Annotated in this window: 9 protein-coding genes, 1 tRNA gene and 1 pseudogene; 9 read left to right on the forward strand and 2 right to left on the reverse strand. The window is 48.1% G+C overall.

Annotated features, from left to right (window positions below; translation table 11 throughout):
• Positions 1-37 precede the first annotated feature (37 nt).
• From dnaA to clcA, 6 genes and pseudogenes are all read left to right on the forward strand, one after another.
• The gene (dnaA, locus tag D082_RS00005) at positions 38-1381 is read left to right on the forward strand and encodes a chromosomal replication initiator protein DnaA (protein ID WP_028947521.1); all 1344 of its coding nucleotides are present in this window, start codon (positions 38-40) and stop codon (positions 1379-1381) included.
• Between the two features lie 337 nt (positions 1382-1718).
• Positions 1719-2777, forward strand: a complete 1059-nt coding sequence (psbD, locus tag D082_RS00010) for a photosystem II D2 protein (photosystem q(a) protein) (RefSeq protein ID WP_010872429.1) — start codon at positions 1719-1721, stop codon at positions 2775-2777.
• Positions 2761-4143: a photosystem II reaction center protein CP43 gene (gene psbC / locus D082_RS00015; RefSeq protein WP_028946977.1), complete on the forward strand. Its 1383-nt coding sequence runs from the start codon at positions 2761-2763 to the stop codon at positions 4141-4143. Before psbD ends, psbC begins: the two co-directional genes overlap by 17 nt.
• 112 nt (positions 4144-4255) lie before the next feature.
• A pseudogene (locus D082_RS00020) lies at positions 4256-4826 on the forward strand (phycobiliprotein lyase).
• A gap of 35 nt (positions 4827-4861) precedes the next feature.
• On the forward strand, positions 4862-5788 hold the full coding sequence (locus D082_RS00025) for a serine hydrolase (protein WP_028946975.1): 927 nt from the start codon (positions 4862-4864) through the stop codon (positions 5786-5788).
• 9 nt (positions 5789-5797) lie between these two features.
• Complete coding sequence (clcA, locus tag D082_RS00030) at positions 5798-7147, forward strand: H(+)/Cl(-) exchange transporter ClcA (protein WP_028946974.1); 1350 nt, start codon at positions 5798-5800, stop codon at positions 7145-7147.
• A 165-nt stretch (positions 7148-7312) separates the two neighbouring features.
• Here clcA and D082_RS00035 read toward each other — a convergent pair.
• Positions 7313-7386 (reverse strand) — tRNA-Pro (locus D082_RS00035).
• Positions 7387-7466: 80 nt separating this feature from the next.
• Positions 7467-9410 carry a squalene--hopene cyclase gene (gene shc, locus D082_RS00040; RefSeq protein WP_028946973.1) on the reverse strand — a complete coding sequence of 648 codons (1944 nt, stop codon included), beginning with the start codon at positions 9408-9410 and terminating at the stop codon, positions 7467-7469.
• 184 nt (positions 9411-9594) lie between these two features.
• Here shc and D082_RS00045 point away from each other — a divergent pair, with 184 nt between their 5' ends.
• Genes D082_RS00045 through cobN form a run of 3 tightly spaced genes read left to right on the forward strand, consistent with a single transcriptional unit; the run spans position 9595 to position 16025 of the window.
• On the forward strand, positions 9595-11568 hold the full coding sequence (locus D082_RS00045) for a bifunctional aldolase/short-chain dehydrogenase (RefSeq protein ID WP_028946972.1): 1974 nt from the start codon (positions 9595-9597) through the stop codon (positions 11566-11568).
• Positions 11569-11581: 13 nt separating this feature from the next.
• On the forward strand, positions 11582-12757 hold the full coding sequence (locus D082_RS00050; RefSeq protein WP_028946971.1) for an MFS transporter: 1176 nt from the start codon (positions 11582-11584) through the stop codon (positions 12755-12757).
• Entirely contained in the window at positions 12750-16025 is a 3276-nt protein-coding gene (cobN, locus tag D082_RS00055; RefSeq protein ID WP_038529766.1) for a cobaltochelatase subunit CobN, read from the forward strand. The genes D082_RS00050 and cobN overlap by 8 nt, the downstream gene beginning before the upstream one ends.
• Positions 16026-16054: the final 29 nt, after the last annotated feature.

The following is a 16054-nucleotide window of genomic DNA, read 5'->3' on the forward strand; positions in this document are numbered from 1 at the left end:
TCAGAAACGAGCTTTTCCCTATCCCTGAGCATCCCCAATGGTCCCCTGCGAAAATCTTTGGCAACAGGCCCTGGCCATCCTGGCAACCCAGTTAACGAAACCGGCCTTTGACACATGGATTAAAACATCAGTTTTAACTTCCCTGGTGGATGGGGTAGCCACCATTCAGGTAGAGAATGGCTTTGTGCTCAACCATTTACAGAAATGCTATGGGGCACTGTTAATGGAGGTACTGACGGATTTAACTGGCCAGGAGATTAGTGTTGAACTAATTACCGATGGATCGGAATCCCATAGCTTAATCCGCCGGGCTCCTTCATTGGCCATGGATACCAGTGCTAAAAACGCCACAACCCTAAATTCCAAATATACTTTTTCCCGTTTTGTGGTGGGGCCCACCAATCGCATGGCCCATGCTGCATCGTTAGCCGTAGCTGAATCCCCAGGCCGAGAATTTAACCCTCTTTTTCTCTGTGGCGGAGTCGGTTTAGGCAAAACCCACCTCATGCAGGCGATCGCCCATTACCGGCTGGAGATGTATCCCAATGCCAAAGTCTATTACGTATCCACGGAGCGGTTCACCAACGATTTAATCACCGCCATCCGCCAAGACAACATGGAGGATTTTCGTGCCCATTACCGCAGGGCAGACTTTTTACTGATTGACGATATTCAATTTATTAAAGGCAAAGAATACACCCAAGAGGAGTTTTTCCACACCTTCAACAGCCTCCACGAAGCGGGCAAACAGGTGGTAGTGGCTTCTGATCGCCCGCCCCAGCGTATTCCCGGCCTGCAAGACCGGCTCATTTCCCGTTTTTCCATGGGCTTAATTGCCGACATCCAGGTGCCGGATTTAGAGACCCGCATGGCTATTTTGCAAAAGAAGGCTGAGTATGAAAACATTCGTTTGCCCAAGGAAGTGATTGAGTACATTGCCTCCCACTACACTTCCAATATTCGGGAATTGGAGGGAGCCTTGATCCGGGCGATCGCCTACACGTCTCTATCAAGTGTGGCTATGACAGTGGAGAATATTGCCCCGGTGTTAAATCCCCCAGTGGAAAAGGTGGCGGCCGCCCCAGAAACTATTATTGGCATTGTGGCCCAACATTACCAGCTCAAAGTCGAAGAATTGTTGAGTAACTCTCGCCGCCGAGAAGTCAGCTTGGCCCGACAGGTGGGCATGTATCTGATGCGTCAACACACAGACCTAAGTCTGCCCCGCATTGGGGAAGCATTTGGAGGAAAAGACCACACCACTGTAATGTACAGCTGCGACAAAATTACCCAACTTCAGCAAAAGGATTGGGAAACTAGTCAAACTCTCACTAGCCTCAGCCATCGCATCAATATTGCTGGCCAAGCCCCTGAATCCTAGACCCCTGGCGATCGGCAATTATGAGAGTGAATATGTCAGAATGTTAAATATTTGCTAATAATATGTAGATGCGTTTCGGCAAGGAACGCTGACATCAGTGCAGGTTTGGCCCCTGCGGCCCGACTTGTCATGAATAAGAAAATGGCATCAGGAGAACAAATATTGTTCCACCGATAGGCCGCATTTGGGTTTTGCCCGACCGCTATAGTCCAGCGGTGTGGTTTCCAATCGTCTCGTCTTATTAGAGAATGGAGTCTAAATGGCATAACCCAAATTACAAAAGCCTCCTTTAGAAATTCTTGCCTTTGATGCTAGCTACGCAAGAGGATTTGCATTTATGACTATTGCAGTCGGACGCGCCCCGGTCGAAAGAGGATGGTTTGATGTCCTCGACGACTGGCTGAAGCGTGATCGTTTCGTATTTATTGGTTGGTCTGGTTTACTGCTTTTCCCCTGCGCCTTCATGGCCCTGGGGGGATGGCTAACCGGCACCACCTTCGTTACTTCCTGGTACACCCACGGTCTGGCTAGTTCCTACTTGGAAGGGGCTAACTTCCTCACCGTGGCGGTATCTTCCCCCGCCGATGCCTTCGGCCATTCCCTGCTGTTCCTCTGGGGTCCCGAAGCCCAGGGTAACCTGACCCGTTGGTTTCAAATCGGTGGTTTGTGGCCCTTTGTTGCCCTCCACGGTGCCTTTGGTCTGATCGGCTTTATGCTCCGTCAGTTTGAAATTTCCCGGCTGGTGGGTATTCGCCCCTACAACGCGATCGCCTTTTCTGGCCCCATTGCGGTGTTTGTCAGTGTCTTTTTGATGTACCCCTTGGGACAATCCAGTTGGTTCTTTGCCCCCAGCTTTGGGGTAGCGGGAATCTTCCGGTTCATTTTGTTCCTGCAAGGTTTCCACAACTGGACGTTGAACCCCTTCCACATGATGGGGGTTGCGGGGATTTTGGGCGGTGCACTGTTGTGTGCTATCCACGGTGCCACGGTGGAGAATACCCTGTTTGAAGATGGGGAAGATTCCAACACTTTCCGGGCCTTTGAACCCACCCAAGCGGAAGAAACCTACTCCATGGTGACCGCCAACCGTTTCTGGTCTCAGATTTTCGGCATTGCGTTCTCCAACAAACGGTGGTTGCACTTCTTCATGCTGTTTGTACCGGTAACGGGGTTGTGGATGAGTTCCGTGGGTATTGTTGGTTTGGCTCTGAACCTGCGGGCCTACGACTTCGTATCCCAGGAACTACGGGCCGCTGAAGACCCGGAATTTGAGACGTTTTATACGAAAAACATTTTGTTGAACGAAGGGATGCGCGCTTGGATGGCTCCCCAAGATCAACCCCATGAAAACTTTATCTTCCCTGAGGAGGTTCTCCCCCGTGGTAACGCTCTCTAATGCTTCGATGGTGGGGGGGCGTGACCTTCCCTCCACTGGTTTTGCCTGGTGGTCGGGGAATGCCCGACTGATCAATCTCTCCGGTAAATTGCTGGGAGCCCACGTGGCCCACGCCGGTTTGATCGTTTTCTGGGCTGGGGCCATGACCCTGTTTGAAGTGGCTCACTTCATCCCCGAAAAACCTATGTATGAGCAGGGTTTGATCCTTCTGCCTCACATTGCAACTTTGGGTTGGGGCGTTGGCCCTGCCGGGGAAGTGACCGACATTTTCCCATTCTTTGTGGTGGGGGTGTTGCACCTCATTTCTTCCGCCGTTCTAGGTTTGGGCGGTATTTACCACGCCCTCCGCGGACCAGAAGTCTTGGAAGAGTATTCCAGCTTCTTCGGCTATGACTGGAAAGATAAAAACCAGATGACCAATATCATTGGCTACCACTTGATCCTGTTGGGTTGTGGTGCTCTGTTACTGGTTTTCAAAGCCATGTTCTTCGGTGGTGTTTATGACACCTGGGCCCCCGGTGGTGGAGACGTACGGGTGATCACCAATCCGACCCTCAACCCGGCAATCATTTTCGGTTATCTGCTGAAGGCTCCTTTTGGGGGAGAAGGTTGGATCATCAGTGTCAACAACATGGAAGACATCATCGGTGGTCATATCTGGATCGGTTTGATCTGTATTTCCGGTGGTATCTGGCACATTCTTACCAAACCCTTTGGTTGGGCTCGCCGGGCTTTGATCTGGTCTGGGGAAGCTTATCTTTCCTACAGCCTAGGTGCTTTGTCCTTAATGGGCTTCATTGCTTCCGTTTTTGTTTGGTTCAACAACACTGCCTATCCCAGTGAATTCTATGGTCCCACTGGCATGGAAGCTTCCCAATCCCAAGCCTTCACCTTCCTGGTGCGGGACCAACGTTTGGGTGCCAACATTGCTTCTGCCCAAGGCCCCACTGGTTTGGGCAAATATCTGATGCGTTCTCCCTCTGGAGAAATCATCTTCGGTGGTGAAACCATGCGTTTCTGGGATTTCCGTGGTCCTTGGTTAGAACCTCTCCGGGGCCCCAATGGTTTAGACCTCGATAAACTCCGCAACGACATTCAGCCCTGGCAAGTACGTCGGGCCGCTGAATACATGACCCACGCTCCCCTTGGTTCTTTGAACTCTGTGGGTGGGGTTATTACCGACGTTAACTCCTTTAACTACGTATCTCCCCGGGCTTGGTTGGCCACTTCCCACTTTGTCCTTGGCTTCTTCTTCCTCGTTGGTCACCTCTGGCATGCTGGTCGTGCTCGGGCGGCGGCCGCTGGGTTTGAAAAAGGCATTGACCGGGAAACTGAACCTACGTTGTTCATGCCTGACCTCGACTAGGTTGGGACTGGTCTTTTACTAAAACGGTTTTGCTTTAGTTAAACTAAATTAATTATTGTCCTCCGCCAATTCGGTGGGGGATTTTTGTTTGGCGATCGCCTAATCGCCTAAAATGAAGCCTGTTGCCTCCGAGAAGCTTTTTCGTTATGCAGTTTTTGGAATTCATCGCCGCTTGGGAAGGAAAATGGCTTTCCCAACGCACTAACTATAATTTTGAGCAAAATGAAGCGGGCAATGACAAATCCGATGTGACGGTGCAAAGGTGGGATAGTCAAACGGAGCTAGGACGATCACTCCAGGAACGGGCTGGGTTTGAAAATCAAGGGGAGTTAATCCTATTGCAACTGAGTTGGGATAATTCCGTAGACTGGGGCAAGTCTAAACAAAAGGGCGCCATCTATTACGGCTTTCTACCAGATGCTGACCATGGTGATCGGGGCCAACTATGGCGGGGAAGTCTGGATTCGGGTATGGCTTTCCTTAAGGGGAATTACCATTTAGGTTCCGATGAATGTTTGACCCTCAATTTGGCGGATGGGGAGACTAAGTTAACGGAAAGGCATTGGTATGCTAGCCCTAATTTACGACTCCGCACCAGTTTAATTCAGCGGGGAGAAGGTTATAGTCATAGTGCGTTCTATTCAGATATCCGGCGTTTGCCTCCATCGGATAAGAACGACTAGCACTGGCTAAAACTTTTTCCTTTACTCGTTTTTCCATGGCATTTTTTAAACAAGATCCGGTCCTGGGGGAGATAGCCCAGGCCATCCTTGAAAGCACCTGGCAGACTTTCCCCACCTTGCAGCGGGACCAGATTGCTCTGACTTGGTTAGTGTACGATGCTCCAGTGGTGGTCAATACCGGAGGGGCGATCGCCGCCAATGAGTTTTGGCAATATCCGGTCCGGGGTTTTAGTTATCGGGGTATTGAGCGGATTTATCCTGCCAGTGTGGTGAAATTGTTTTACCTGGTGGCCATGGCGGAATGGCTAGAAGGGGGTATGGTAACCAACTCGCCGGAGTTGGAGCGGGCAGTGCGGGATATGATTGTGCACTCTAGCAACGATGCCACCAGTTTAGTTGTTGATCTACTCACCGGCACTAGCAGTGGCCCCCTGTTGCCGCCCGGCCCCTTTGAGACCTGGAAACAACAGCGCAATATTGTTAACCGTTACTTTCAATCCCTGGGCTGGAAGGAGTTAGAGAATATTAACGTCAATCAAAAAACCTGGGGCGATGGTTACTACGGTCGGGAAAGGGCTTTTGTAGGGGAACTGTATGAACAGCGCAATATGTTAACCACCAATGCCGTGGCCCGGTTGTTGCACAGTATTATTGGCGGTGTGGCGGTTTCCTCCAGTCGTTCCCAACAAATGATGCAATTACTCAAGCGGGATATGAACCCGTCCCTTTCATCTCCCGGGGAGGAAAATCAAATTACCGGTTTTCTCGGTGAAGCTCTGCCCAAAAACGCTCAAATTTGGTCTAAGGCGGGTTGGACCAGCCAGGTGCGCCATGATTGTGCTTACATCGAAATTCCTAACCAAAGCCCTTATCTGCTCGTAGTTTTTACTGAAAATCCCTCTCTGGCTGGCGATCGCCGCTTATTGCCATTTATTTCCCAAGCCTTTGCCAATGCCTGCTAAACCAGATCCATGGCTTCCAATTTTGAGAGCTCCCATCGACGCTGGTTAGATAAACTGCCCCAGAGTTTGACTGACAGTGCCCGTTCCCTCCATCCCCGCACCCTATTGGCGGCCATTGTGGTGGGGCTGATTACCGGGGCCGTGGGGGCTGGCTTTAAATCCGCTGTGAAAACTATCATTCTGTGGCGATCGCAATGGGCACAAATGCTTTCCCCTATACCTCCATTGGCTTGGCTGGTCACAGCTTTGATTAGTGGTGGCATGGTGGCCCTTAGCTTTTGGTTGATGAAACGCTTTGCCCCGGACACCAGCGGCAGTGGTATTCCCCAAATTGAAGGGCATTTGGAAGGGAAACTGCCTCTGATTTGGCAGAGGGTCTTGCCCATCAAACTGCTGGGGGGCTTTTTATCCCTAGGGGCTGGTATGTTGGCGGGGTTTGAAGGGCCGACGATTCAAATGGGAGGAAGCATTGGCCAGATGACCGGAGGCTGGTTCAAAGCCACTCAAGAGAATCAACGAATTTTAATTGCAGTGGGAGCAGGGGCCGGCTTAGCTACGGCTTTTAATGCCCCCTTAGCGGGGGTAGCTCTGATTGGGGAAGAAATGCATCCCCGCTTTCGTAATCAAACCCTGGCGTACCATAGTCTACTATTTGGCTGTGTGATGGCCACTATTATTCTCAGAATGATTCGGGGGCAGTCCGCCATCATCAGTTTGACTGAGTTTAAACGGGTTCCCCTAGATTCCCTCTGGATGTTCATCATTTTGGGAATTTTATTTGGCTTAATGGGCTGTGCTTTCAACCAAGGATTATTCAAATTATTGGACTGGTTTGATCGCCTCCCAGCTCTAGCAATTAAATGGAAAGGTTTTCTGCTCGGTTCCATCATTGGCATTTTATCGTTGCTACCCCTACCCCTCACCGATGGAGGGGATAATGCGGTGCTCTGGGCCTTTAACAGTCAATCCCACTTTTCTATCCTAATTTTGGTCTGTTGCGCCAGATTTTTACTCACTCTTGTCTGCTATGGTTCTGGGGCGATTGGTGGTATTTTTGCTCCTATGTTGGGTATTGCTTCCATTGCTAGCGTAGCTATGGCCCGACATTTTCATTTACTCTTTCCCAGTCAAATTCCTGAACCCGCCGTGATGGCGATCGCCGGCATGGGAGCTTTGGTGGCAGCTACGGTGCGGGCACCATTAACAGCGATTTTGCTCACCATTGAAATGACCGACAATTATTTTGTCATTTTGCCCCTCTTGGTTACGTGTCTGGTGGCCAGTGTGGTAGCGGAAGCCCTGGGGGGTAAACCCATTTATGCTGTGTTGCTGGAGAGAACTTTACAAAAACAAACATAAGCCCGATTTATCCTGTTCATTCTTTTACCTAAAAATGATTCGCTCCGCTCAGATTGAGTTGTTGGTCAAAATTCATCTCGCCGTTAAGCCCTCGGCTCTAATGGGAGTCCTCTTTTGATATTTAAATAGCCCAATATGAACAAGTTTGTAGTACTGAAAAGAGTATCGGGATGACAGGATTTGAACCTGCGACATCCTGCTCCCAAAGCAGGCGCGCTACCAAGCTGCGCTACATCCCGTGGCCTAGCCCCTCCAATCTTAGGATAGATTTCCCCCGATCGCCAGGGGTTGACCGGGCGGATATCATCACTAGGGTTTGTTAAAATGCCCGCAAATGGCTATAACGGGCGAGGGCAATGAGGGGAAAATATTGACGATAGTAATGGTAGCGGATATAAAAATGGCAGGGAAAACCGGTGCCGGTAAATTCCGCTTCCTCCCAGGTGCCCTTGGTGGTTTGTCCCGCAATTAGAAAAGCGACGCCCCGCTCGATCGCCGTCATTAGGTCGTTATCCTTTTGCAAATCCGGCAATTCTTTAGCCGCATCCAGTAATCCAATCAATGCCCAGGCTGTTTGGGAAGCAGTGCTGCTGCCTTTACCCTTTAATTGCTTATTTTTATAACTCTCACAGGTTTCCCCCCAGCCCCCGTCAGCATTTTGACAACTTAGTACCCAGGCGATCGCCATTTTAATTTGGGGAATAAAGCGTTGGGCATCGTAGATAGCTAGGGCAGACAGGGCTCCACTGGTGCCATAGAGATAATTCACCCCCCAGCGACCAAACCAACTGCCATCCTGCTCCTGCTCTTGGAGTAAATATGCTAAACCCCGTGCCACCCGTTGACGGTCCATGGTCAAGCCACAGGCCCCCAGCATTTCGATCACCCTGGCGGTAATGTCGGCGGTACTAGGGTCAATCATGGCCTTCAAATCCCCATAGGGCAATTGATTCAGCCAATCTTGATCATTGTCAATATCAAAGGCGGCCCAACCGCCAGTTTTGCATTGCATGGTGGCCACCCATTGCAAAGCTTTATCAATTGCTCCCTGTTTACGTTCTTCGTCAGGGAGGGTAATGCCCTGTAGGGCCATCATCACCACACAGGTGTCGTCAATGTCAGGGTAAAAATTATTGTCAAATTCAAACGCCCAGGCCCCCGGTTTACCCTGGGGATTTTTGATCTGCCAATCTCCATAGGTGAGAATTTGCTTATCCAGCAACCACTGCCCCGCTTTAACTAGGGCAGGATGATCCTTGCCCAGATCCGCCTCCGCCAAAGCCCGCACTACCCAGGCTGTGTCCCACACTGGGGAAACACAGGCTTGGATAGAGTAGGTATCTTCCGTTTCCACCGCAAAATTGTCGATCGCCGCTAGGCCTCTTTGCACATAGGGATCGTTAACGTCATAGCCCAACACTTTCAGCGCTAGCAGGGAATTGAGCATAGCGGGAATAATGCCGCCCCAATCGCCACTAACTTCTTGCCGTTCTAGAATCCATTTTTCCGCCAGGGCCAAACCCTGTTCCCGGAAGGGTACCACCTTGGCTTGTTCCTGTAACTTAAATAGGCTATCTAAACCGATGAAAATATCCCAAATAGTGCCACTTTCTGGCAATTTGTACTGGACATTTTCTACCCCTTCGGTATAGAGTTCATCCACCCGCAGGCCCTGGGCAATGTTGTACACCGGCTTTTGGTCACAAACAATCATCAGCGGCACCGTACTGGAGCGGGCCCAACTGGACATTTCGTAAATGTTAAAGAAAAAATTGTTGGGCAAAAGCATCACCCAGGGGGGAATGGAAGGAGTACCCCGCCAGTCGTAACAACCAATTAATGCCAGGTGCATTTTGGTGAAAATACGGGATTTGCTAATGCCGCCCCGGCCGACAATGAAGTTTTTTGCTTTGATCAGAGCTGGATCTGTGGCTGGAACGCCCAAAATTCGCAGGGCGGTGTAGGCTTCCACACTGGTGCTTAGTTCACCACCATCGCTGTAATACAATTCCCAGCCACCGTGCTCCCTTTGTTGTCGTAGGAGATAATTTTTTGCTTTCTCCAGAGGTCTTTGGCTGGCGGTGCCCCAAATTTTATGCAGTATGACCACTTCCGCTGTGATGGTGACGTTGGATTCCAACTCAGACCACCAGTAACCATCGGCGTATTGTTCCGACAGTAAAAAGTCCCTACTAGCGGCGATCGCCTGGCGCACTTCCTCAGTGCTGGGACAGGGAACGGAGGGGGAGGGGGCAATGACCATGGAGAAAGTTGTAAATTTTTCTTTACAAAGATAGCAGATGGATTGGAAAACACCGCATCTTGCCTTGGTTAGGGATCGACGACGGATGGACTAGAAAGTGGCGAAAATTGTTAGGCATAATCCCCCAGGCCCAAAGCGGGGATAATACCCTTGGCGAGACCTGAGAAATGTATCGGAGGGGTATATGCAAAGTTTATGGGATGACCGGGAAGCAAGCCAATATCAGGGGGATTTGGCCCAGCGGGTTTACTCTTCCCGTTTATTGGGTCGGGAGCCATCCTTGGTACTCCACGGGGGCGGTAATACGTCGGTAAAATGCCAGGTCACTAGTTTGGTGGGAGAAACGGAGTATATTCTTTACGTCAAAGGCAGTGGCTGGGATTTGGCCACCATCAAGGAAGCGGGGTTTGCGCCGGTGAGAATGCCCCATTTACTGAAACTGGCAAAATTACCGCAATTGTCCGATCACCAGATGGTCAATGAACTAAAAACCCAGATGACCTTAGCCAGCGCCCCTAGCCCCTCGGTGGAAACTATTCTCCATGCGATTTTGCCGTTTAAATATGTGGACCATACCCACGCCGATGCGGTGGTGACCATCACCAATACGGCCAACGGGGAAGATCGAATTCGGGAGATTTATGGCGATCGCCTAGTAATTATTCCCTATGTGATGCCGGGGTTTGACCTGGCTAGGGTCTGTGCTGAAAAATTCGCCGCCGAAGCCCATGGGGGAACAGTGGGCATGGTGTTGATGAACCATGGCATTTTTTCCTTTGGCAATACGGCCAAGGAGGCCTACGAAGCCATGATCAGCTTGGTCAATGAAGCGGAAGAATATTTAAAAACCCAGGGAGTTTGGCAGATTGACTATGATCAACCAAGAAAATCAACTACGGAAAATCGACTGACATTAGCCCAATTACGCCAGGAAGTTTGCAAAATTGCCGGTTTTCCCCTGATCATGCGGCATTACCAAGATGAAGCTAGTTTAAGCTTTGTGCAAAGGTCTGATATAGCCACCATTAGTCAGCAGGGCCCCGCGACCCCAGACCACGTTATTCGCACCAAACGTTTGCCCCAGTTAGGTCGAGACGTGGGGGATTACGCCCAAAAATATCAGCAATATTTCCAACGTAATGATGGTAAAACCGGGGAAGCGAAAACCATGCTTGACCCTGCCCCCCGCATTATCCTGGATCCGGAATTGGGCATGATGACCCTGGGAACCTCGGCTAAAAGTGCGGCGATCGCCGGCGATATCTATCGGCACACTATGGAAATTATCCAGCGGGCCGATGGCTTGGGGGGTTACCAAGCCCTGCCAGAGTCGGACATTTTTGCGGTGGAATACTGGGATTTAGAACAGGCTAAATTAAAACAGGCCGGCAACACGCCCATGTTTGCGGGGGAGGTAGCTTTGGTTACCGGCGGAGCTTCCGGCATTGGTAAAGCTTCCGTTGAGCAATTGCTAAAACAGGGGGCGGCGGTGATTGCATTGGACATTCAGCCTAGTATTGTTGATCTTTATCATCGCCCCGATTTCCTGGGAATTCAATGTGACCTCACCGATGGCAATGGGTTTAAACAAGCCCTAGAAAGGGGCATGGCCCAATTTGGTGGCCTAGATATTCTGGTGCTCAATGCGGGTATTTTTCCCGTGGCCCGGGCGATCGCCGAATTATCCACGTTGGAATGGCAAAAAGTTTTAAACATTAATTTAGATGCCAATTTAACCCTTCTGCGGGAATGCTATCCCCTATTGCAACTAGCTCCCAAGGGCGGTCGAGTGGTGGTGATTGGCTCCAAAAATGTGGCCGCTCCCGGGCCAGGCTTAGCGGCTTACTCTGCTTCTAAAGCGGCATTAAATCAATTAATGCGGGTGGCAAGTTTAGAGTGGGCTAAGGACAATATTCGCCTCAACACTATTCATCCCAATGGGGTTTTTGATACGGGCTTTTGGACAGAGGAAGTATTGGTAACTAGGGCCAAGCATTATGGTTTAACGGTGGAAGAATACAAAGCTAATAATCTGCTAAAAGTAGAAATTACTAGTCAAGATGTGGCCGCATTAGTGACAGTTATGGCCGGCCCCATATTTGGCAAAATCACTGGAGCACAGTTACCCTTGGATGGCGGTAATGATCGGGTTATCTAGGGGAAATTAACTAATGAATGAAACTTCTGCTGTTCTTTGGCGGCGAGTGTGGGCCATTGCCCTGGTACAAGGCTCCGTCACAATAATGTGGTTGATTTATCGACTTTATTTAGGAGATTTGTTTAAAAACTGGGGATTTTCAGAGGAGTTTGTGGTAGGACTATTAACCTTTGAGATGGTATTAGGTTTAATTATGGAGCCTTTGTTTGGGGCATTAAGTGACCGCCAACAACGGGCTTTAGGCACAAGATTTCCATTAATTGCCTTGGGGGTTATTTTATCAGCGGGTTCATTTCTGCTAATTCCATTGATATTTTTATTACCAATTTCCACAGCGGGAAAATTTATCTTGCCCTTAGTGGCGATCGCCTGGGCCTTGGCAATGACTTTATTTCGTAGTCCGACCATGGTGCTAATTGGGCAATGTGCCCCTGTCAATCAATTGCCTTTAGCCATGGGGGTTTTGAGCTTAGTTGGTGGAATAATTGCCGCATTTCGTAAACCCATCAGCAATTGGTTATTAAGTTTGGGAAGTTTGCCCTGTTTTTTGTTGGGTTCTTTAGTCTTAATTGGGGCTAGCTTATTTTTAAGTCGGGTTTTGCCTCCCATTCAAAAAAAGGAGAAAGTAAACGCTATTCGACCCAACTCTTTTCCTGGAATTGCCATGGTCAATATTGCCCTATTTGCCGTTACCACAACTTGGGGAATGAGGGTATTACTGCTAGTTTTAACCAAACAGTTAGAGGTCTTTAATAATGGTTTAATGGGGGTACAGATTCTACTGGCGCTAGTTGCTATTCCTGCGGGGTGGCTTATTCGTAAAACGGCTCAACCGGTGGCATTTTTAACCACAGCAATATTTCTTCTCGCCTTAACTTTATTTTGTTTACTAAATGGCTTTTGGTTACCTGCTCTGGCTCTATTTTGGGTATTGGGTTCCAGTATTTTGAACAACGGTTTAATTCCACTGTTGTTGGAAATATTAAAAGGTAATCACACCGGCGTTGGCATTGGTCTATATTTCGGCTCCGTTGGAGTTGCATCGGAAATATTTACACGGTATTGGTCAACCCAAAGCAATCAAATTCAAGGGGGCTTAGGACTAGCTATGTTAGTTATTGCTGCTTTACTTTGTGTTCAATATTTACCGAATCTGCCTCAAATGCGTATTTCTAAAATTGATGATTGACAGTAACACTAAAAATATTGCAATTATTTTCTACCGTTCCCATTATTTGGCCGGTAACACTGCCCCCATTGATGCCCTTTGTTTAGCCCTAGAAAAATTTGATTTAAAAACTATTGCTATCTATGTTTCTTCCCTCAGGGAACCCGATGTGCAAGCAGAAGTTTTATCTATTCTTAAAAATTTTAATCAACCTTTGGGAGCCATATTAAATACTACCAGTTTTTCCCTAGCTAAATCGGAGCGGCAAGTAGGCAGTGCCGAAACTATTCCCCTCTGGCAAATGCTAAATGTGCCTGTGCTTCAAGTCATTCTCAGTGGCGGCGATCGCCAACAGTGGCAGGAGGGAGTGCGGGGTTTAAGTCCCAGGGATTTGGCCATGAATGTAGCGTTACCGGAGGTAGACGGCAGAATTATTACTAGGGCAATTTCCTTTAAAGCGATGGAAGCCCGCCATCCACAACTGGAAACGGAAGTGATAATTTATGAGCCAGTACAAGATCGTATTGAGTGGGTTGCTGAGTTAACAAAGAATATTATTGATTGTGCCCAAACGGAGGTTAATAAGAGAAAAGTTGCTGTAATTCTAGCTAATTATCCCAACAAAGATGGTCGCCTAGCCAATGGAGTAGGGCTAGATACCCCTGCTAGTTGCCTGAAAGTTTTAAAAGCTTTTCAAGAAGCAGGCTATGACGTTTCAGCCATCCCCAATGATACCGAAGCTCTAATTAAGCAATTAACCCAGGGTGTAACTAATGACCAAGAATTAGCTCAATATAGAACTGTCAATCAAACCATTAGTACAAAAAAAGTTTGGAGTTTTTTTCACACTTTACCTGAATTTATACAACAGCAACTAACTCAGCGGTGGCAGATAAGGGAAGATTGGCATAATTTACCTGATTACTTTGCCATTAGCGGAATTCAGTTGGGCAATATTTTTGTCGGCATTCAACCAGCCCGGGGGTATGACCTTGACCCTAGCTTAAATTACCATGCTCCAGATTTAGAACCCACTCTCCATTACCTTGCTTTTTATCTTTGGTTGCGCCAGGAATTTTCTGCCCAAGCAATAATTCATTTAGGTAAACATGGTAATTTAGAATGGCTACCGGGCAAAAGTGTTGCTTTATCTGACCATTGTTATCCTGAAATTGCCCTAGGTTCATTACCTAACTTTTATCCTTTTATTGTCAATGATCCAGGGGAAGGAACTCAGGCAAAACGCCGTAGCCAAGCTTGTATTATTGATCATTTAACGCCTCCTTTGACTAGGGCAGAATTGTATGGCGATCTGGAAAAATTAGAAGCCTTAATTGATGAGTATTACGAAGCCCAAGCCCTTGACCCTAATCGTTTAAAAATTATTGGCGATCGCCTAAGAAAACTCTTTGAGCAAAGTCACCTCCAGAAAGATCTGGGATTACAGCCACCAGAGCTAAAGGATTTAAATCCCTTATTAATTTCAGCAGATAGTTACCTTTGTGAATTAAAAGAAGCCCAAATTCGGGATGGCCTACATATTTTAGGCCAAACTCCCACAGGGGAACAGTTACGGGATTTAATCGTTAGCATTGCCCGATCGCCAGCCTATCAAAGATTAGGTTTGACCCAGACGATTGCCCTGGATTTAGGGCTGGAATTCGATCCAATTTTGGATGATCCAAAGGAGCCGTGGCAGTTGTCATCAGCAATGGTAGATAGATTGAAAAAATGGACATTAATCCATCTGTTAGAACCTTTAAAAGCCTGTCGAATTGGCGGACAGGTAATTGAAGTCCTGGAAAAAATTGCCCAAGAATTGGTCGGAAATTTAATTGAAGAATTAATTGTCAATCAAGCAGTTAATTCATTTTTTCAAAAGCCCAGCAGCAAAACTCAATCTAATCTTGACTATATTAAGAATATCCTTCTACCATTATTACAACAAACTCCCCAGGAAATTGGTAACTTGTTGCGGGGGTTAAATGGGGAATATATTACCAGTGGCCCCGCGGGAGCTCCCAGTCGAGGCCGCCCTGATGTACTACCTACTGGGCGCAACTTTTATGCGGTGGATATTCGGGCTATTCCTACAGAAACCGCCTGGGACATTGGTCGCCGAGCCGCTCAAACCCTAATTGAACGCTACACCCAAGACCAGGGAGAATATCCCCAAACCCTTGCTATTTCTATCTGGGGCACTTCCACCATGCGTACTGGGGGAGATGACGTGGCCCAAGTACTGGCTCTGTTGGGAGTACAGCCAGTGTGGGACAGTCCTTCCCGTCGCATCATTGATTTTGAAATTTTACCCCTCACTGTACTCAATCGCCCCCGGGTAGATGTCACAGTGCGTATTTCTGGATTTTTCCGGGATAGTTTTCCCAACTTAGTGGAATTAATCTACCAGGCGATCGCCACAGTAGCAGAATTAGATGAACCAGTGGCAATGAATCCTCTGGCGGCAAAAGTTAAACAAGAAATGGCCCAATGGCAACAGCAAGGTCTAGAAAAAGAAGAAGCTAAAATTAAAGCAACTTACCGTATTTTTGGCTCTAAACCAGGGGCCTATGGGGCGGGACTACAGGGCTTAATCGAAGCACAAAATTGGCGGGATGATCAGGATTTAGCCAAAGCCTATCTCAATTGGAGTTGTTATGCTTACGATCACCAAGGCATTGGCCACAGTCAACCGGAAGTTTTTCAACAGCGATTAAAAAATTTGCAGATTGTTTTGCATAACCAGGATAATCGTGAACATGATTTGCTTGATTCCGATGATTATTATCAGTTTCAGGGCGGACTAACGGCGGCGGTGCGGTCTTTAACGGGGCAAAATCCCACCGTATATTTTGGCGATAATGCCAATCCTGCTCGACCAAAAGTAAAGTTATTAACGGAAGAAATTGCCAAAGTTTATCGTTCTCGGGTAGTCAATCCCAAATGGATTGCCGGAGTAATGCGCCATGGTTACAAAGGGGCTTTTGAAATGGCCGCTACCCTGGATTATTTATTTGCCTACGATGCCACCACCCATTGCGTTGAGGATTTTATGTACGAAGGAGTGGCCCAGGCTTATTTGCTAGATGAGAAAGTGCAAAATTTTATTCAACAGCATAATCCATGGGCCCTGCGGGATATGGCGGAAAGATTATTAGAAGCTCAACAAAGACAACTTTGGCGCAATGCTGATCCCAAACTATTGGATCAACTGCGGGCGATCGCCCATGGGGCAGAGGAAATCTTAGAAAATAGTCAAAGCTGCACGAAGAAGGAAAATATAGAATAGTGTCAATGGGCTAAATTGATTAAATATTA

The organism is Synechocystis sp. PCC 6714, assembly GCF_000478825.2.
Taxonomy (GTDB): Bacteria; Cyanobacteriota; Cyanobacteriia; order Cyanobacteriales; family Microcystaceae; genus Synechocystis.

Bases quoted from the DNA above. Each gene is read 5' to 3' on its own strand.
- dnaA (WP_028947521.1), top strand. From the start codon at position 38: ATGGTCCCCTGCGAAAATCTTTGGCAACAGGCCCTGGCCATCCTGGCA.
- psbD (WP_010872429.1), top strand. From the start codon at position 1,719: ATGACTATTGCAGTCGGACGCGCCCCGGTCGAAAGAGGATGGTTTGAT.
- D082_RS00025 (WP_028946975.1), top strand. From the start codon at position 4,862: ATGGCATTTTTTAAACAAGATCCGGTCCTGGGGGAGATAGCCCAGGCC.
- clcA (WP_028946974.1), top strand. From the start codon at position 5,798: ATGGCTTCCAATTTTGAGAGCTCCCATCGACGCTGGTTAGATAAACTG.
- shc (WP_028946973.1), bottom strand. From the start codon at position 9,410: ATGGTCATTGCCCCCTCCCCCTCCGTTCCCTGTCCCAGCACTGAGGAA.
- D082_RS00045 (WP_028946972.1), top strand. From the start codon at position 9,595: ATGCAAAGTTTATGGGATGACCGGGAAGCAAGCCAATATCAGGGGGAT.
- D082_RS00050 (WP_028946971.1), top strand. From the start codon at position 11,582: ATGAATGAAACTTCTGCTGTTCTTTGGCGGCGAGTGTGGGCCATTGCC.
- cobN (WP_038529766.1), top strand. From the start codon at position 12,750: ATGATTGACAGTAACACTAAAAATATTGCAATTATTTTCTACCGTTCC.